Raw genomic sequence first — 17,954 nt, 5'->3', positions numbered from 1 at the left:
TTGATGAATGACCCGTTCTGTCCTTGCGCGAGAATGCTCTGTCAAAACTCCAGGCGCCGAAAGGTCAAGGTAGCCATTCTGTAAGGCTGCATGACAGATTTTCGATCCCTTAATTCTCCACTGCACGCCCGTCAACCCTCTCCCCGCCCATTGACCTACATCATGGACAGGATTAAACCAAGTTAAATCTGTCTAGCAGCTTTACAGATTATCGGATCAACATGGAGGATGATATGATCACGATGCGTCAGGAACGCGATCTTCTCGGGCCCAAGGATGTCCCTGCAGATGCCTATTGGGGCGTGCACACGCAGCGCGCGGCGGAGAACTTCCAGATCAGCGGCGCAACGATCGGCCGCTATCCCTATCTCATTCGCGGACTGACCTTCGTCAAGGAGGCCGCTGCATTGGCAAACCATGAGTTGGGACTGCTGGATCAGGAGCGTCTGGACGCCATCGTCACGGCCTGCCGCGAGATCCGCGACGGTGCCCTCCATGACCAGTTCATCGTCGATGTGATTCAGGGCGGGGCCGGAACGTCCACCAACATGAATGCCAATGAGGTGATCGCCAACCGCGCGCTGGAGATTCTCGGGCACGCCAAGGGCGATTACAAGCACCTGCACCCGAACGATCACGTCAATCTCAGCCAATCCACCAATGACGCCTATCCGACGGCGATCAACATCGCCTTGATCGAATCCATCGATGAACTTGCCGCCTCCATGCTCGTGCTTCAGGACGCTTTCGAGGCGAAGGCCCGCGAATTTGACGGCGTTCTGAAAGTCGGGCGCACGCAGTTGCAGGATGCAGTGCCGATGACACTCGGCCAGGAATTCCGCACCTTCGCCGTGATGCTTGGGGAAGACCGTGCGCGCCTGATCGAATCGGCAGCATTGCTGCATGAGATCAACCTCGGTGCGACGGCGATCGGCACAGGCCTTAACGCTCCTGCCGGTTATGCCGCGATTGCCTGCAAGCATCTGGTCCAACTGACAGGTCGACCACTGGTGACGGCCAGCGACCTCATCGAGGCAACGCAGGATCCTGGCGCCTTTGTCCATCTCTCGGGCGTATTGAAGCGCGTCGCCGTCAAACTCTCGAAGACCTGCAATGACCTGCGCCTGCTGTCCTCCGGCCCCCGTGCCGGCATCGGTGAGATCAATCTCCCCGCCGTGCAGGCCGGCTCAAGCATCATGCCCGGCAAGGTCAATCCTGTGATCCCGGAAGTCGTCAACCAGGTCGCTTTCGTGGTCATCGGCAACGACATCACCGTCACCATGGCCGCGGAGGGCGGTCAACTTCAGCTGAACGCCTTCGAGCCTGTCATCGTGCGGGCGTTGTCGGAAAGCATCGCTCAGCTCGGCACCGCCTGCCGGACGCTTGCGGAACGCTGCGTTGTCGGCATTACCGCCAATGTCGATATCATGGCGCGTCGATTGGAAGAATCGATCGGCATTGCGACGGCGCTCAATCCGCTGATCGGCTATTACGCCGCAACCGAGGTTGCACGCGAGGCACTGGCAAGCGGTCGAACCGTGCCGCAGGTCGTGCTGGAAAAAGGCTATATGAGCGCTGAACAGTTGATCGAGGCGCTGAGGCCGGAATTGCTGGCAAATATCTCGGCACCTGCTGTGCAGCCCACCGCATAAGACATTTAGACAAGGCAAGCCGGGAGACGATGACAGTCTTCCGGTATTCCCAGACTCTACGCTTTATCTGGCGTCATCACCCATGATGGAGGTCACCGCCTGCTTGACCTTGCCAAGATGGGCTTCCATCGCCTGGCGCGCGCCATCCTCAGAGCCTGCCTCGATTGCTTCTGCAATCTTGCGATGCTCGATATTTGAGGCGACGCGGCGGTGGGCCATAAGGTTCAGCAGTTCCGATTGTTGGCTGACGCTGTCACGGGCATCCGCAATCACCTTGGCAAACAGCGAGTTGCCGGAAGCTTCTGCGATAGCGCTATGGAACTCACAGTCCAGCAGCACCCATTTGTGCAGATCTTCCTGTTGATCCATCTCACCGCAGAGCTTCATCATCCGCGCCACCTGCTGGTCCGTTCGGCGAAGCGCCGCCCAACCGGCGGCGGGAACCTCGACGAAAGGTCTCGCCTCCATCAGATCGCGTGCCGAATAGCCGCCGTAGCGCAACTCTTGTCGGGGAGAATCCGTCAGGACGAAAGTGCCACTGCCCGTGCGCGTCTGCGTCATGCCAAGCGTCTGCAACGAGCGAAGCGCTTCGCGCACGATGGGGCGGCTGACACCATATCGACCGGCCAGATGCGTTTCCGATGGCAGGCGTGTGCCAACCGTCAACCGGCCCGACACGATGGCCGACCGCAAATCTTCGAATACCGATTCCGCCGCACTTTTGCGATGAACCGGGTTCGCCTCGTAAATCCAATCAGCCCCTGCACTCATGCAAGTAACCTTTCCAAACATCATATCATTGTCAAGAAGCGGCCTGCCGACAGAATGATCGGAACCAAAGAAAGCTGTGACCCCACTCATTTGCTTAATTTTTAGACATGGTGAAAAACATTGCTATTTCGACAGGTCTGCTGCATTGATGCGCGCATGACGCTTCGGGACTTGACCATTCTTGTGATCGATGAAAACGCCATTCGCGCCTCGATTATCGAGGAAGGACTGCGTGAGGCCGGTCATATGAAGGTCACGGTCATTCACGAGGTCAACGGGGTGGCCCGCACCATCGAGACGCTGCAGCCCGATGTGATCGTTATCGATCTGGAAAATCCCAACCGCGACATGATGGAGCATCTGTTTCAGCTGACGCGCACGATCAGCCGGCCGATCGCCATGTTTGTCGACCGATCGGATACGGCGTCGATCGAGGCCGCCGTGGAAGCCGGTGTTTCAGCCTATATCGTTGACGGGCTGAAGAAAGAGCGCGTCAAGCCGATCCTCGATATGGCGGTTAGCCGTTTCAACGCGTTTAGCCGCCTGCAGCGAGAATTGGCCGAGGCGAAATCCGCGCTCGAAGAGCGCAAAGTGATTGAGCGCGCCAAAGGCATATTGATGAAGATGCGCGGACTTTCCGAAGAGGAAGCCTTCGCACTGCTGCGCCAGACGGCGATGAACGAGAAAAAGAAATTGTCCGAGATCGCGCAGAGCGTGGTCACGGCAGCCGGACTACTGATGTGACGGCCGCCACCGGACGAGGAGCGATAGCATGACGGTCATAGACGATCTTGCAGACAGGAAATCCGGCATTGCAGCGCCTGCGCCGATCGGCAATGACCGGCAGCGGACCCTCCGCGCCGGTTTTATTCCGCTCGTCGACGCCTCGGTCCTGATTGCCGCGGCCGAATTCGGTTTTGCCGAGAAGGAAGGTCTGAAGCTCGACCTGGTGAAAGATGTCTCCTGGGCGAATGTTCGCGACCGCCTCGCCTTTCGCCAGTTCGACATTGCCCACATGCTCTCGCCCATGCCAGTGGCATCCATGCTCGGTCTCGGCTCGAACCCCTCGCCGACCATAACGCCCTTTTCACTCGGGCGGGGCGGCAACGCCATTACGCTTTCCACTGCGCTTTTCTCAAGGATGCAGGAGACGACCGGCTTGTCCGCGACAGCGGGGGCGCTGGAAAATGCCCGCGCGCTGAAAAGCGTGCTTGATGAGATGCGGGCCAAGGGAGAGGCGGCGCCCACGCTTGGCATGACCTATCCATTCTCATCGCATAATTACGAATTTCGCTACTGGCTGGCAGCGGGTGGCATCCACCCGGACAGGGATGTCAAACTGGTGGTCGTGCCGCCACCGCTGACCTCCGACGCGCTTGCAGCCGGTGCAATCGACGGCTTCTGCGTCGGCGCTCCCTGGAACATGATTGCCTGCGAGCGCGGCGTCGGGCGCATCGTTGCGGTCAAGCAGGATATATGGCCGTCCGCACCGGAAAAAGTCATCGGCATGCGCCCCGATTGGGCGGAGAGCCAGCAGGAAAGCGTGGCGAGACTTCTCGTGGCATTGGACGCCGCCGCCCGCTGGTGCGACGGCCTGGAAAATCGGCAGGCTCTGAGCGAAGCGCTCTCCGATCCGCGCTATATCGGCGCGCCTGAACATATTCTCCGACGCGTGCTGGGAGGAGAATTCCATATCGACAGCCAGGGCAACCAGCGCGTCATCGACAAATACTTCCAGTTCCACGCCGATCACGCCAACGATCCGCAACCCAACCAGGCGCTTTGGATCTACAGCCAGATGATCCGCTGGGGACAGACCACGTTTTCGCCCGAGGGTGCCAAGGCCGCCGCATCCGCCTACCGTCCTGACCTGTATCGCGCTGCGCTCGGCGCGGGCGGCGCTGCTCTCCAGGATGAGAACGACGGTGCAGGAGCCCTCTTCATGGATGGAATGACCTTTGATCCATCGAACATCCCAGCCTATGTCGAGCGCTTCCCGGTTAGGAATTCGGCCACGGCCCAACCCGCGACAGGCGAGTTCTGAAGCATCGAGTGCTGCATTTTTGGAGCCAAGGGTCGGAGCTCAGATTAAATAATAGCCTGAAATTTTTTGGCTTAAATACCAATTACCGACCCTGCATCTAAAAAAACTTATATTTTTCAATTCAGTAGAGACAAGCACAAAAACTGGCACGGTGCTTGCTTTGTGTAAAACGCTCGGGTCAACGGCGATCGGAGCAGCAGGAACGCGTTATCAGCGTTCTTCATACGACACAGACGTCGCAAGGTATGCAGCCCGGAACCTCCTCCCGTTCCGAAGGCGCATCACCGAGCGGCGTTTTTTTGTTTTTGGGCTTCGCAAAAGTCATAGGGCGCCCATGAGGCTGCCAAAAAGGGGAACATGCGACATGAAGAAAATGCTTTCCAGTTCGATCAGCCGCCGCTCGATCCTGAAGACGTCGGCCACTGCAACCCTGATCACCGCCGTCCGAACGGCTTTCCCTTCTGGCGCCTTCGCCGCCACGTCCGAACCTGAAGTCAAGGGCGCGAAACTTGGCTTCATCGCGCTGACCGACGCAGCACCACTGATCGTCGCATCGGAAAAGGGACTTTTCGCCAAGCATGGCATGCCCGATGTCGAGGTCCTGAAGCAGGCCTCCTGGGGTGCTACGCGTGACAACCTCGTTCTCGGCGGCGCGTCCAACGGGATCGACGGCGCCCATATCCTGACCCCGATGCCCTATCTCATGCACACCGGCAAGGTGACGCAGAACAACGTGCCGGTGCCGATGGCAATCCTCGCCCGCCTCAATCTCGATAGCCAGGGCATCTCCGTTGCCAAGGACTACGCCGACACCGGCGTCCAGCTCGATGCTTCGAAACTGAAAGCTGCCTTCGAGAAGAAGAAGGCGGACGGCAAGGAAATCAAGGCGGCGATGACCTTCCCCGGCGGAACACATGATCTGTGGCTTCGCTACTGGCTGGCGGCTGGCGGCATCGATCCGGACAAGGACGTCTCCACCATCGTCGTTCCGCCACCGCAGATGGTTGCCAACATGAAGGTTGGCAACATGGACGTCTTCTGTGTCGGCGAACCCTGGAACGAGCAGCTGGTCAACCAAGGCATCGGCTTCACGGCCTGTACGACCGGAGAACTGTGGAAGGGTCATCCAGAAAAGGCGCTCGGCATGCGCGCCGACTGGGTTGAGAAGAACCCGAATGCCGCTAAGGCCATGCTGATGGCCGTGATGGAAGCGCAGCAATGGTGCGACAGCATGGACAACAAGGAGGAGATGTCGACCATTCTCGGCAAGCGCCAGTGGTTCAACGTTCCTCCGAAGGACGTGCTCGGCCGTTTGAAGGGCGACATCAATTACGGCAATGGCCGCGTCGCTCATGGCACCGATCTCTACATGAAGTTCTGGAAGGACGCAGCATCCTATCCGTTCCAAAGCCATGACAGCTGGTTCCTTGCCGAAAACATCCGCTGGGGCAAGTTCGCGCCGGACACCGACATCAAGGCGCTGGTGTCTCAGGTCAACCGCGAAGATCTGTGGCGCGCTGCCGCGAAGGACCTGGGCGTTGCCGCTGCCGATATTCCGACCTCCACCTCCCGTGGCAAGGAAACCTTCTTCGATGGCAAGGTCTTCGATCCCGAAAACCCATCCGCTTACCTCGATAGCCTGTCGATCAAGGCGGCCTCCTGAGGACGCCATGGCCCCTCCGCAGCCAGCGGAGGGGCGCGCAACCCGTGCAACACACCATCCGGAAACAGGACAAGACCATGACCGCAACCGCACGCAAGACAGAAAGCACGGCCATCGCCGTTGCGACGCCAAAGGGCGGCACCGTGATCGCCATGAACCGCCGCCCCGTGTCGGTACTCTCTTTTCGCAAGATCGCCGCATCGATTGCGCGAAACGTCGTTCCGCCGCTCGTCGTTCTGGTGATCCTGCTTGGCCTCTGGCAGGCGCTCTGTTCGGCGCCCGGCGCGTCGCTGCCGCCCCCGAGCCAGGTCTTTGAGGAAAGCTACGACCTGATTGTCCACCCCTTCTTCCATTATGGGTCTCAGGATATCGGCCTTGGCTGGCGCGTTCTCGTTTCGCTCGAACGTGTGGCCTACGGCTTCGGTCTTGCAGCGATCGTTGGCGTCGTCGTTGGCGCCATCATCGGCCAGTCCGTCTGGGCGATGCGAGGCCTCGATCCGATCTTTCAGGTGCTGCGCACCGTCCCGCCGCTCGCATGGCTACCGCTGTCCTTGGCCGCGTTTCAGGACAGCAATCCTTCGGCCATTTTCGTGATCTTCATCACCTCCATCTGGCCGGTCATCATCAATACCGCGGTGGGAGTACGCAACATCCCGCAGGATTACCGCAACGTCGCCCAAGTGCTGCGCCTCAACCAGATCGAGTTCTTCTACAAGATCATGCTGCCATCCGCCGCCCCCTACATTTTCACCGGTCTTCGCATCGGCGTCGGCCTCTCCTGGCTTGCCATCGTCGCGGCTGAAATGCTGACGGGTGGCGTGGGCATCGGCTTCTTCATCTGGGACGCGTGGAATTCATCCCGCCTGCCCGACATCATCGTGGCACTCGCCTATATCGGCGTCGTCGGTTTCGTCCTCGACAAGCTGGTGGCGGCCGCCGGAAAGCTCATCACCCGCGGCGCGGCAGCGAACTAAGAGGATTTCTTCATGAACGCCTATTTGAAGCTCGATCATATCGACAAATATTTCGACAAGGGCGGCAGCCGCGCCGAGGTGTTGAAGGGTATCAACCTCACCATCGACAAGGGCGAGTTCGTCTCCGTCATCGGCCACTCCGGCTGCGGCAAGTCCACCATGCTCAACCTGATTGCCGGCCTGACCAAGGTTTCCTCCGGCGTGGTGCTGCTGGAAAACCGCGAGGTCAACGAGCCGGGCCCGGAGCGCGCGGTCGTCTTCCAGAACCATAGCCTGCTGCCATGGCTCACCGTCTACGAAAACGTCAATCTCGGCGTCGAGAAGGTCTTCCGCTACACCAAGTCCAAGGCCGAGCGCCACGATTGGGTCATGCGCAACCTTGATCTCGTGCAGATGGCCCATGCGAAGGAAAAGAAGCCATCCGAGATTTCCGGCGGCATGAAGCAGCGCGTCGGCATCGCCCGGGCCTTGGCGATGGAACCAAAAATCCTGCTGCTGGACGAGCCTTTCGGCGCGCTCGATGCGCTGACCCGCGCCCATCTGCAGGATGCGGTGATGGAAATCCATGCGCGGCTTGGCAACACCATGATCATGATCACCCACGACGTGGATGAGGCCGTTCTGCTTTCCGACCGCATCGTGATGATGACCAACGGCCCGGCCGCTCATATCGGCGAAATACTTGATGTGCCGCTGGCGCGACCACGCAATCGCATCGAGCTTGCCTCCGACCGAACCTACCTCAAATGCCGCGAAGCCGTGCTGAAGTTCCTCTATGAACGTCACCGCTTCGTCGAAGCAGCGGAGTAAGACCCAATGGCCGAAACAAAGCCCCAGAAACTCATCATCATCGGCAACGGCATGGCGCCGGGCCGCATGCTGGAGAACCTCTTCGAGACCGCTCCCGGCGTCTTCGACGTGACCATCTTCAATGCCGAGCCGCGCGTCAATTACGACCGCATCATGCTCTCGCCAGTTCTCTCCGGTGAAAAGGCCTATGAAGACATCGTCATTCACAACGACGACTGGTATGCAGCCCATGGCGTGACCCTGCACAAGGGCGCGAAGGTCAGCCATATCGACCGAGAGCGCAAGACCGTCACCAGCGAAAACGGCATCACCGCCTCCTACGACAAGCTCGTGATCGCCACGGGCTCCTCTCCCTTCATCATTCCTGTTCCCGGCCACCAGTTGCCCGGCGTTCTTGCCTATCGTGATCTCGATGACGTAACGAAGATGCTGGAGATCGCCGGCGGCAAGGGTCGCGCCATCGTCATCGGCGCCGGTCTTCTTGGTCTCGAAGCGGCCTATGGACTGAAGCGTCAGGGCATGGATGTCACCGTCATTCACCTGATGCCGACTATCATGGAGCGCCAGCTCGATCCGGCAGCGGCCTATCTTCTGGAAAAGGCGCTGACCGAACGTGGCATCGACATCATCACCAAGGCCAATACCAAGCGCATTCTTGGTGAAGACAAGGTCGAGGGCATCGAGCTGGAAGACGGTCGCATCATCGAAGGTACCATGGTGGTCATGGCCGTCGGCATTCGCCCAGCCTCCGGCCTTGCCAAGGAAGCGGGTCTTGCCGTCAATCGCGGTATCGTCGTCGATGATGGCATGATGACGTCCGACGCCTCGATCTACGCGCTCGGTGAATGCGCCGAGCATCGCGGCATCTGCTACGGTCTCGTCGCGCCGCTTTACGAAAGTGCCAGAGTGCTGGCCGACCGCCTGATCGGCGGCCAGTCGGAGTATCACGGCTCCTTCACCAATACGAAGCTCAAGGTCACCGGTATCAACCTCTTCTCCGCAGGCGATTTTGCCGAGGGCGATGACCGTGAAGAGATCGTGCTGCGCGATGCGACGGCGGGCGTCTATAAGCGCCTGATCCTCAAGGACAATCGTATCATCGGCGCGGTCCTCTATGGCGAGACCTCGGACGGTTCGTGGTTCTTCGACCTGATGAAGAAGGGCGCGGATATCACCGAGATGCGCGAAACACTGATTTTCGGCCAGGCCTATCAGGGGGGCTCCCCTCTGGACCCTATGGCGGCCGTTGCAGCCTTGCCGGATGATGCGGAAATCTGCGGCTGCAACGGCGTTTGCAAGGGAAAAATCACCTCCACCATCACCGGAAAGGGCCTGACCTCGCTTGACGATGTGCGCGCCCACACCAAGGCCTCGGCCTCCTGTGGCAACTGCACAGGGCTCGTTGAGCAATTGATGACGCTGACGCTTGGAGACAGCTATAATCCCACGGCGGTGCAGCCCATGTGCAAATGCACCGATCTTGGCCATGACGATGTGCGCCGTCTGATCAAGGCCAAAGGGCTGAAAACCATTCCAGCCGTCATGCAGGAACTGGAGTGGAAGACCTCGTGCGGCTGCGCCAAATGCCGTCCGGCGCTGAACTATTACCTCGTCTGCGACTGGCCGGATGAATATGCGGATGACTATCAGTCCCGCTTCATCAATGAGCGCGTGCACGCCAACATCCAGAAGGACGGCACCTATTCCGTCGTTCCGCGCATGTGGGGCGGCGTGACCAATGCAGGTGAATTGCGCGCCATCGCCGATGTCGTGGACAAGTTCGAGATCCCGCTGGTGAAGGTCACAGGGGGTCAGCGTATCGATCTTCTCGGCATCGAAAAGGAAGACCTGCCCGCCGTTTGGGCCGATCTCGGCAAGGCTGGCTTCATCTCCGGCCAAGCCTATGCCAAGGGCCTGCGCACCGTCAAAACCTGTGTGGGCGAGCAGTGGTGCCGTTTTGGCACGCAGGATTCCACCGGGCTTGGCATACGCATTGAAAAGTTCATGTGGGGCTCGTGGACGCCGGCCAAGCTGAAGCTTGCCGTTTCGGGCTGTCCGCGCAACTGCGCAGAGGCGACGTGCAAGGATATTGGCGTGATCTGCGTGGATTCCGGCTTCGAAATCCACTTTGCCGGCGCTGCAGGCCTCGACATCAAAGGTACTGAAATTCTCGGTCTGGTGAAGACTGCGGATGAGGCGCTGGAGCATATCGTGGCGCTGACGCAAATGTACCGCGAACAGGCCCGCTATCTTGAGCGCATCTACAAGTGGGCAAAGCGCATCGGCTACGACGAAATCCGCCGCCAGATCATGGATGACGCCGACAAACGCAAGGGCTTCTACGAGCGCTTTGTCTTCAGCCAGAAGTTCGCCCAGGTCGATCCCTGGTCGGAGCGTGTGTCCGGCGAACACAAGCACGAGTTCAAGCCGATGGCGACCATCGGCTTCAATCAAGCCGCAGAGTGACCGGGGCTTTCGAAGCCATCGGTGCATAGCGCTGGGTGGTGGGGCGACATGGAGGAGATGTCGCCCCATCCCAAAACTTCCAACCGGACACAGGATGACGACGATGAACTGGGTCGAAATCGGCAATATCTCTGACATTCCACTGCGCGGCGCGCGCTGCGTGAAGACGCCGATGGGCAAGATTGCGGTGTTCCGCACGGCCGATAACGACGTCTATGCCATCGAAGATCACTGCCCTCACAAGGGCGGGCCGCTCTCTCAAGGCATCGTTCACGGCGCATCAGTGACCTGCCCTTTGCATAACTGGGTCATTTCGCTGGAAACCGGCAGGGCCGAAGGCGCCGACGAGGGTGCGGTGCGCACCATCCCCGTGCGCAACATCGATGGCAACCTGTCTGTTGCGCTTGAAAGCATGATGATCGCTGCGGAGTAAGCATGGCACAAGAGGTCAAGACCACCTGTCCCTATTGCGGCGTCGGCTGCGGCGTCATCGCGAAGATCGATGACGACGGTGGCGTTTCGGTGAAGGGCGATCCGGATCATCCGGCCAATTACGGTCGGCTCTGTTCCAAGGGTTCGGCACTTTGCGAAACGCTCGATCTCGACGACCGGCTGCTTTACCCGCACGTCGGTGGTGACCGAGTGAACTGGGATGAGGCGCTTGATCTCGTGGCCTCGAAATTTTCCGAAGCGATCGCGACACATGGACCGGATTCGGTCGCCTTCTATGTCTCAGGACAATTGCTGACCGAGGACTACTATCTCGCCAACAAGCTGATGAAGGGCTTCATCGGCTCGGCCAACATCGACACCAATTCGCGGCTTTGCATGTCGTCCTCCGTCGCAGGCCATCGCCGCGCCTTCGGCTCGGACACGGTTCCAGGTGTCTATGAGGATCTGTTTCTCGCCGATCTCGTCATTTTGACCGGCTCCAATCTCGCCTGGTGTCACCCGGTCATCTATCAGCGTCTTGCAGCGGCGAAAGCCGAACGGCCGGAGATGAAGGTGGTGGTGATAGACCCCCGCCGCACCATGACCTGCGACATTGCCGATATGCATCTTGCCATCAAGCCGGATGGGGATGTGGCGCTTTTCACCGGCCTGCTGGCGCATCTGGCCAAGGGAGCAACACTCGACAAGACCTATATCGAAAGCCACACGCACGGTTTTGAGGAAGCGGTCAGAGCGGCCTCTGACATCGGCTTGGCAACCATCGTCGAGGCAACGGGCTTAAGCCTCGCCGAGCTTACCCGTTTCTATGACCTTTTCGAGCGCACCGAAAGCGTCGTCACCTGCTACAGTCAGGGCGTCAACCAGTCGTCCACCGGTACCGACAAGGTCAACGCCATCATCAACTGCCATCTGGCGACAGGCCGCATCGGCAAGCCCGGCGCGGGGCCATTTTCGTTGACCGGACAGCCCAATGCCATGGGTGGGCGCGAGGTGGGTGGTCTTGCCAACATGCTCGCCGCGCATATGGCCATCGAAAGCGCCGAGGACCGGGACCGGGTGCAGCGCTTCTGGAAAACGCCGACGATTGCGACTAAGCCCGGCCTCAAAGCCGTCGATCTTTTCCAGGCGGTGGCCGATGGTCGCATCAAGGCGCTCTGGATCATGGCGACCAACCCGGCAGTCTCCATGCCCGATGCCGGGGCCGTGGAAGCGGCGCTGAAGCAATGTCCCTTCGTCGTCGTCTCTGACATCATGGGGACGACCGATACGGCACGCCATGCGCATGTGCTGCTGCCATCACTCGGCTGGGGCGAGAAGGACGGCACCGTCACCAATTCGGAACGGCGCATCTCGCGCCAGCGCGGCTACCTTCCAGCACCAGGTGAGGCGAAAGCCGACTGGTGGCAATTTGCCGAAGTCGGCAAGCGCATGGGCTACGCCGATGCGTTCACCTATGCCAATCCCACGGAGATTTTCGCCGAACATGCCAGCCTCTCGGCCTTCGAGAATAATGGCAGCCGTGATTTCGATATCGGCGCATTTGCCGAGATCGGGCAACCGGCCTATGACGATCTGGCACCCTTCAACTGGCCACAGCGCTCCGGTGAGCGCCCCCACACGACGCGCTTCTTCGCCGATGGGAAATTCTTCCATGCGGACGGGAAGGCGCGTTTCGTCTCTACCTCGCTGCCGCAGACGAGCCGCACGAGCGCCGACTATCCTCTGACGCTCAATACGGGCCGCATCCGCGATCAGTGGCACACCATGACCCGCACGGGCAAAAGTGCCCGGCTATCCTCACATCTGGCCGAACCTTTCGTCGAGTTTCATCCACGCGATGCGATGGAAGCAAGGGTTGAGAGTGCCGATCTGGTGGAGGTAGAAAGCCCTCTCGGCACGGTGATCCTACGCGCGCTTGTGACCGACAGGCAGGCACGCGGCAGCCTCTTCGTGCCGATGCACTGGAACGATCAGTTCGCCGCCAATGCCCGGATCGACAGGCTGGTGCCACCCATCACAGATCACTTCTCCGGACAGCCGGCATCGAAGAATGTCGCCGTTACGGCGCGCCGCTTTGAAGCAAAGGCCTATGCTTTTGCGGTGACTGCCACGGCTCCACAAAAGCCCGACTGCGCCTATTGGGCTCTCGCCAAGGCCGAGGGCGGCTATCGTCTGGAGCTTGCCTTCGACACGCTGCCGGATGACTGGATATCTTGGAGCAGAAAAATCTTCGGGATCGACGCCCGCATCGAACCGCTCGGCTATGCCGACAATCGAACCGGTGACATTCGGCTCGCCTTTTTTGACGAAGATAAGTTACTGGCGGCGCTGTTTATCGCAGCAGCGCCCGTCGCCGTTGCGCGAAACTGGGCGGTCGCCCAGTTGAAAGAGCGGCATGAGGATCTACGCAACCGCTTCGCGCTCGTCGCTGGCAGGCCGGGCGCCGGCAGACCCGATCCCGGTGCCACCGTCTGCTCCTGCTTCAATGTCGGCATCAACCAGATCACCAGCGCGATCCGCGAGGGCTGCCACACAGTCGAGGCGGTGGGCGCCTGCGTCAGCGCCGGCACCAATTGCGGCTCCTGCCGGGCGGAAATCCGCACCATCATCGATGGCTGCCTGAAGACCGCAGCCGAGTGACATATCGATCGGAAACGAGGTGGGGAAGCCTTACAGCACCGGCCCGAAAGTCGGACCCGGTTTTCTGAAAGCAGGATGCGGCAACCATCTCTCGTGAGCCAGCGATCGCGCCTGGAAGACAAAACTAGATATCGGAGAGGTATCCAGAAAAGAAAAAGCCTGCCGCGGGAGGAGGTGCGGCAGGCTTTGAACTTGATTGGCAATTGGGAGGAGGAGTATCGCCAATCCACATCGAACGACGCTGGGAGGAGGAGTGCGTCGTTTCGATGATCAATATATACTCCCGTTACCCGGCGCTGAAAAGCGCGACACTCGCAGGGCAGCAATGCGCAAATTGCATAACTGCTTTTGCTATGACGTTTTTTTGATCACTGCGTGTCGCGATGGACCTGGAAGCCTGCAAAGGATTGGTTCACCGGCATCAACTCGATGGCGTTGATGTTGATGTGCTTCGGCTGAGACACCACCCAGTGAATGGTGTTGGCGATATCCTCCGGCAGGATCGGGTTGACGCCTTTGTAAAGCGTGTCGGATGCCTGCTGGTTGCCGCCGGTGCGCACCAGCGTGAACTCGGTTTCGCACATGCCGGGCTCGATGGACGTAACGCGCACCCCTTTGCCGTGAAGATCCGATCGTAGCCCGAGCGAAAACTGGCGCAGGAACGCCTTGGTGCCGGCATAGACATTGCCGCCGGCATAGGGCCAACTCGCCGCGACAGAGGAAAGATTGACGACGATGCCACGGCGCTCGATCAGCGTTGGCAGCAAGTGGTGGGTGATGTTCAACAGTCCCGTAATATTGGTGTTGACCATGGTGTGCCAGTCCTGAAGCGGCACTTGCGGCGCAGGTGCCGTTCCAAGCGCCAGGCCGGCATTGTTGACCAGCACGTCGATCGCTGTAAACTCCTGCGGCAATTCGGCGAAAGCCGAACGCATCGCCTCCTGATCGGTGATGTCGAAGGCCAGACCGTGGAAGGACGATCCGAGTTCGTCTTTCAGGTCTTGGAGACGCTCGGCGCGACGGCCGGTGCCGATCACCTTCCAGCCATGGCTTGCAAAAAGACGCGCGGTGGAAAGGCCGAAGCCAGAGGTCGCTCCGGTGATGAGAATCGTGGCTGTCATATCTGCTCTCCGCTTGCTGGTGCCGTTTAAAGAAGCTTTGCCGCAGCAAGCTTCAGGCACTCTCTGAATGCCGTCAGATCGGTATAGAGTTCCTCAGGTGCCGCATCTCCAACGATGATGGCCCCGCCCCGGCGCAGGATACTGCCATGAAGCATGAGGTTGTCGACCATGTCGAAATTCTCGACAGAAAGCCCGTCGGGTCCTCTGTAACGCCCATCATCGCTAAGCGAGACATCGCCGGCATAGTGATCTTGGATGCGGGTAAAATGGTTCTTCGCCATATTGGTATAGGCGAACACCGGCTTGCCGAGAGCGCACATGAAGCCAAGCTCGAAGCTCGTACCGACATCGGCGGCAATTCCCCGGAAGGGCGTCAGGTTGGCAATGACGGCGTCCGCCTCAAGCATCATATGCTCGTCGATAGCGTTGATGTTGCAACCATGGCCGGTCTTTGTGTCGGCAGGCGGAATTTCAAGATCGCCGGGAGACAGTGGGGTGAAGCCGGCGTCTCGGGCAAGCTGTGCCTTCGCATCCAGCATGTCGCGCGCGTTGGAGAGAAAGACCTCAGGTCCCGCGAGATAGATTTTCTTGGTCATGGATATGGGAATTTTCGTCATTGGCAGGAATTTGACGTCAACCTAGACCGCGACCGCCTGACGAGGCAAGAGCGCCTGGAGCATCGGCCCGAAAATCGAGATCGATTTTCGCAATGACAGGATGCGACTCGTCAAAAAAGATGAGCGTCCTTGGCGCATCCAGTGGCACCCCACCGCGCTCCAGGGCCAAAAGCGGTATCGCCAACAGCCACTTTGCGCTATAGCCGAAACCGGAAGACGCGTAACCGGGGTACCAAATGGCTGCCAAGATCCGCTATCATGAAGGCGATATTTCTGCGAGCGATGCCGCGCGCTATACAGGCGCAATCGCCGTCGATACGGAAACGCTCGGTTTGGTGCCGCGTCGCGACAGGCTGTGTGTCGTACAGCTTTCACCCGGCGACGGCACGGCCGATGTCGTACGCATTGCCGCGGGGCAGAAGGAAGCGCCAAACCTCGTCGCCATGCTGGAGGATCCGAGTCGCGAGAAGATCTTCCATTACGGTCGCTTCGATATCGCCGTGCTCTTCCACACCTTCGGCGTGACGACGACGCCGGTCTTCTGCACCAAGATCGCCTCCAGGCTCTGCCGGACCTATACGGACCGGCACGGACTGAAGGACAATCTGAAAGAGATGCTGGAGATCGACATCTCCAAGGCGCAGCAATCCTCAGACTGGGCGGCTGAGACGCTCTCCCCGGCGCAGCTCGAATATGCCGCATCCGATGTTCTCCATCTGCATGCGCTTCGCGACAAGCTTACCCACCGGCTGATCCGTGACGGCCGCTACGACCACGCCACCGCCTGCTTCGCCTTCCTGCCCACACGGGCAAAGCTCGATCTTCTCGGCTGGGACGATACAGACATCTTCGCCCATAGCTGAGACGGTCCGTGGCGACGCCACACGCTTATGGTTAGCAGTCGATTAACGATTCCCCGTCATGATTGCTCTTAATGATTCGTTCGCCTGCTTTCGAAGGGTAGGCTTTGGACATCATTCCCCGGTGGTGCGGATGACGAGCAACGGCTCGAGCGCATCCCTGAGCATCAAAGCTGCGACGCGATGACAGCGGATCAACGCGCTTCGGACCGAAGAAAGAGCGCGCCATGTTGCCGCCCGTCAGTGCCGTCACAGCAGGAGAATTTTCCTCGCAGACTGCGGGGCAGAAGCAGGATGCGGTCAGTTCGCCGGTCAATCAGCCAAATGTCCCTCAGGCCATTTCCGATACCTCACCCAATCCCCCTGTCGTTGCGGCACGCGCTGTCTCCGGCGAAGCGGAGCTTCACCGCACCGGAACCGTGCTGACGGAGGTTCTGGGCTCGCTTCTGGGAATGGAACGCCTGGAGGGGGAAGATGCCGAAGCCTATGTGAACCGTCTCACCTCGGCCCTCCAATCTCTCCCATTGGCGCAGAAAGCTGCACTTGAACAGCAACTGGGAAAGCTGCTGAAGGGCATGACGATTGCGCTCATGCTGGACATTCTGAAAAACAACGCCGGACCCCATGCCGCAAGACTGGCGGTGATGCTGGAACTGGCCCGTGTCGGCCAGTCGAAGGATGGCGTGAAGGTGGCGCTGCCGCCCTATCTTCAGGATCTTATGCCCGACAGCCCATCCCTTACTCCTCTGCCGATCAAAGTGCCCGCGCCAGCCTTGCAGGGTCCTCGACCGCCGCTCTCCCCGGACCAAAGTGTCTCTTCGCCAGGTAAACCTGTGGCCCCCGCTCTGGCACCAACAGGGGGCGTGACAGACGACGTACCTGCTCCGACATCCCATGCTGCTCAGACCTCAACAGAGGTATCTGCAAGACCGACGGCGCAGACGCCTCTCCTTCCGCAAAACGCCACGTCAGCGACGGCTTCCACTCCCGCAGCCCTCGGTGCGCCTCAAGCTTCCCCGCCCGTACCCCAAGCGCAGGCGTCTGCCCCACCCGCTCTGTCCAGCAACGCCGGATCATCCATCGCCCTTCCCCCGAATGCGGAGCTACCGATGGTGATGCCAGATGGTACGATGGATGATGCTGCTCTCGCCTCGTTCTTGAAAGCGGACGCGGCGACTATTGCGGCGCAGATTCGTGCCGCGAGCCCGCAGGACATGGAGAAACTGCTATTGGCTGTACTGCTCGGCAGACTGCCTGAGCGTGCCGATCCGCTCGCAGACACAGCTTCCACGCTGCCAGTCCCACCGCACGAAGAAGCCTCCGATACCGAGGCCACAAAAAAGCAGCAGGTCATGACAACCGGACAGCCGCAGGCGCACGCCACCGAGGCACCCATTGAAGAGACGACGACTGGGCTCCTACGCCCGGAAGCGCAAATAGCTGCCCGCGCTTCGGTCGCCGCCGACGGAAAAACCCTCGTCTTCGAGCAGGCGGCACTTCAATCCGCCGTCGCCTCGCTGGTGACAAAGCCCGGAACGCCGCTTCCCTTTGTCAACTACCCGATCGAGGAGCAGAAGCGCGATGAGGAGGCACCGCCGCGCGGTCGCTGGCCCTCCTCTAAGGGCGAAGGCGAAGCCGGCGAAGAGGCGGGGCACGGCCAGGCGGACCAGAACGACGCGAAGCAAGATCATCCAGACGATCTATCCGGCCAGGAAGAGCGCGTGGCCGCCAATGATGAGCCGGTCGATCACTCGGTCTCAGATGGCGCGCGCGAAGATGGCCGGGTGGGCGACGCCGAATCCTACTATCTGCGAATGGGCAACTTCGCCTGATCTGCTCGTGAAGGCGCCACGAATTGCGCCTTGCCCCCTGACAGCTGGAAA

The 17,954-nt window shown here is 59.9% G+C and carries 15 protein-coding genes; 11 read left to right on the top strand and 4 right to left on the bottom strand.

The features are described from left to right. Positions 1–233 precede the first annotated feature (233 nt). Positions 234–1,652 carry an aspartate ammonia-lyase gene (gene aspA, locus EYC79_RS06730; protein WP_418122107.1) on the top strand — a complete coding sequence of 473 codons (1,419 nt, stop codon included), beginning with the start codon at positions 234–236 and terminating at the stop codon, positions 1,650–1,652. A 63-nt stretch (positions 1,653–1,715) separates the two neighbouring features. Here aspA and EYC79_RS06725 read toward each other — a convergent pair whose 3' ends face one another. Beyond that, positions 1,716–2,423, bottom strand: a complete 708-nt coding sequence (locus EYC79_RS06725) for a FadR/GntR family transcriptional regulator (protein ID WP_111850838.1) — start codon at positions 2,421–2,423, stop codon at positions 1,716–1,718. Between the two features lie 156 nt (positions 2,424–2,579). On the opposite strand from EYC79_RS06725, the gene EYC79_RS06720 reads away from it, so the two are divergent. The 8 genes from EYC79_RS06720 to EYC79_RS06685 all read left to right on the top strand — a co-directional run bounded on the left by EYC79_RS06720 (position 2,580) and on the right by EYC79_RS06685 (position 13,473). Continuing rightward, complete coding sequence (locus tag EYC79_RS06720) at positions 2,580–3,167, top strand: ANTAR domain-containing response regulator (protein ID WP_111850875.1); 588 nt, start codon at positions 2,580–2,582, stop codon at positions 3,165–3,167. 28 nt (positions 3,168–3,195) lie between these two features. Then, positions 3,196–4,467: a CmpA/NrtA family ABC transporter substrate-binding protein gene (locus EYC79_RS06715; protein WP_130977535.1), complete on the top strand. Its 1,272-nt coding sequence runs from the start codon at positions 3,196–3,198 to the stop codon at positions 4,465–4,467. Between the two features lie 364 nt (positions 4,468–4,831). Further along, complete coding sequence (locus EYC79_RS06710) at positions 4,832–6,130, top strand: CmpA/NrtA family ABC transporter substrate-binding protein (protein WP_130977534.1); 1,299 nt, start codon at positions 4,832–4,834, stop codon at positions 6,128–6,130. Positions 6,131–6,207: 77 nt separating this feature from the next. Next, positions 6,208–7,104, top strand: a complete 897-nt coding sequence (ntrB, locus tag EYC79_RS06705) for a nitrate ABC transporter permease (protein ID WP_112520739.1) — start codon at positions 6,208–6,210, stop codon at positions 7,102–7,104. A 12-nt stretch (positions 7,105–7,116) separates the two neighbouring features. Beyond that, positions 7,117–7,914, top strand: a complete 798-nt coding sequence (locus EYC79_RS06700) for an ABC transporter ATP-binding protein (protein ID WP_130977533.1) — start codon at positions 7,117–7,119, stop codon at positions 7,912–7,914. 6 nt (positions 7,915–7,920) lie between these two features. After that, entirely contained in the window at positions 7,921–10,380 is a 2,460-nt protein-coding gene (gene nirB / locus EYC79_RS06695) for a nitrite reductase large subunit NirB (protein WP_130977532.1), read from the top strand. A gap of 103 nt (positions 10,381–10,483) precedes the next feature. Further along, positions 10,484–10,813 (top strand): nitrite reductase small subunit NirD, encoded by a 330-nt coding sequence (gene nirD / locus EYC79_RS06690; protein WP_130977531.1) that lies wholly within the window; start codon positions 10,484–10,486, stop codon positions 10,811–10,813. Positions 10,814–10,815: 2 nt separating this feature from the next. After that, positions 10,816–13,473, top strand: coding sequence for a nitrate reductase (locus tag EYC79_RS06685; protein ID WP_130977530.1), 2,658 nt, complete (start codon positions 10,816–10,818; stop codon positions 13,471–13,473). Positions 13,474–13,841: 368 nt separating this feature from the next. Here EYC79_RS06685 and EYC79_RS06680 read toward each other — a convergent pair whose 3' ends face one another. From EYC79_RS06680 to EYC79_RS06670, 3 genes are read right to left on the bottom strand one after another with little or no spacing between them, the layout of a single operon-like run. Continuing rightward, positions 13,842–14,594 carry an SDR family oxidoreductase gene (locus tag EYC79_RS06680; RefSeq protein ID WP_130977529.1) on the bottom strand — a complete coding sequence of 251 codons (753 nt, stop codon included), beginning with the start codon at positions 14,592–14,594 and terminating at the stop codon, positions 13,842–13,844. Between the two features lie 26 nt (positions 14,595–14,620). Next, entirely contained in the window at positions 14,621–15,190 is a 570-nt protein-coding gene (locus EYC79_RS06675) for a nucleoside 2-deoxyribosyltransferase (protein ID WP_112360623.1), read from the bottom strand. 37 nt (positions 15,191–15,227) lie between these two features. Beyond that, entirely contained in the window at positions 15,228–15,458 is a 231-nt protein-coding gene (locus EYC79_RS06670) for a hypothetical protein (RefSeq protein ID WP_130977528.1), read from the bottom strand. Between EYC79_RS06670 and EYC79_RS06665 the strand changes: the two genes are divergently transcribed. Beyond that, the gene (locus EYC79_RS06665; protein WP_062597598.1) at positions 15,448–16,074 is read left to right on the top strand and encodes a ribonuclease D; all 627 of its coding nucleotides are present in this window, start codon (positions 15,448–15,450) and stop codon (positions 16,072–16,074) included. The two genes, EYC79_RS06670 and EYC79_RS06665, sit on opposite strands and share 11 nt — an antisense overlap. Positions 16,075–16,298: 224 nt before the next feature. Continuing rightward, on the top strand, positions 16,299–17,903 hold the full coding sequence (locus tag EYC79_RS06660) for a hypothetical protein (protein ID WP_130977527.1): 1,605 nt from the start codon (positions 16,299–16,301) through the stop codon (positions 17,901–17,903). Positions 17,904–17,954: the final 51 nt, after the last annotated feature.

This window comes from Agrobacterium cavarae (assembly GCF_004310285.1).
In the GTDB taxonomy this organism is placed as follows: Bacteria; Pseudomonadota; Alphaproteobacteria; order Rhizobiales; family Rhizobiaceae; genus Agrobacterium; species Agrobacterium cavarae.
Note: the sequence above shows the minus strand (reverse complement) of the source record. Positions and strands in the feature narration are given on the sequence as shown.

Bases quoted from the DNA above. Each gene is read 5' to 3' on its own strand.
- EYC79_RS06720 (WP_111850875.1), top strand. From the start codon at position 2,580: ATGACGCTTCGGGACTTGACCATTCTTGTGATCGATGAAAACGCCATT.
- EYC79_RS06665 (WP_062597598.1), top strand. From the start codon at position 15,448: ATGGCTGCCAAGATCCGCTATCATGAAGGCGATATTTCTGCGAGCGAT.
- EYC79_RS06725 (WP_111850838.1), bottom strand. From the start codon at position 2,423: ATGAGTGCAGGGGCTGATTGGATTTACGAGGCGAACCCGGTTCATCGC.
- EYC79_RS06700 (WP_130977533.1), top strand. From the start codon at position 7,117: ATGAACGCCTATTTGAAGCTCGATCATATCGACAAATATTTCGACAAG.
- EYC79_RS06710 (WP_130977534.1), top strand. From the start codon at position 4,832: ATGAAGAAAATGCTTTCCAGTTCGATCAGCCGCCGCTCGATCCTGAAG.
- EYC79_RS06715 (WP_130977535.1), top strand. From the start codon at position 3,196: ATGACGGTCATAGACGATCTTGCAGACAGGAAATCCGGCATTGCAGCG.
- nirB (WP_130977532.1), top strand. From the start codon at position 7,921: ATGGCCGAAACAAAGCCCCAGAAACTCATCATCATCGGCAACGGCATG.
- EYC79_RS06660 (WP_130977527.1), top strand. From the start codon at position 16,299: ATGTTGCCGCCCGTCAGTGCCGTCACAGCAGGAGAATTTTCCTCGCAG.
- nirD (WP_130977531.1), top strand. From the start codon at position 10,484: ATGAACTGGGTCGAAATCGGCAATATCTCTGACATTCCACTGCGCGGC.
- ntrB (WP_112520739.1), top strand. From the start codon at position 6,208: ATGACCGCAACCGCACGCAAGACAGAAAGCACGGCCATCGCCGTTGCG.
- EYC79_RS06680 (WP_130977529.1), bottom strand. From the start codon at position 14,594: ATGACAGCCACGATTCTCATCACCGGAGCGACCTCTGGCTTCGGCCTT.
- aspA (WP_418122107.1), top strand. From the start codon at position 234: ATGATCACGATGCGTCAGGAACGCGATCTTCTCGGGCCCAAGGATGTC.
- EYC79_RS06675 (WP_112360623.1), bottom strand. From the start codon at position 15,190: ATGACCAAGAAAATCTATCTCGCGGGACCTGAGGTCTTTCTCTCCAAC.
- EYC79_RS06685 (WP_130977530.1), top strand. From the start codon at position 10,816: ATGGCACAAGAGGTCAAGACCACCTGTCCCTATTGCGGCGTCGGCTGC.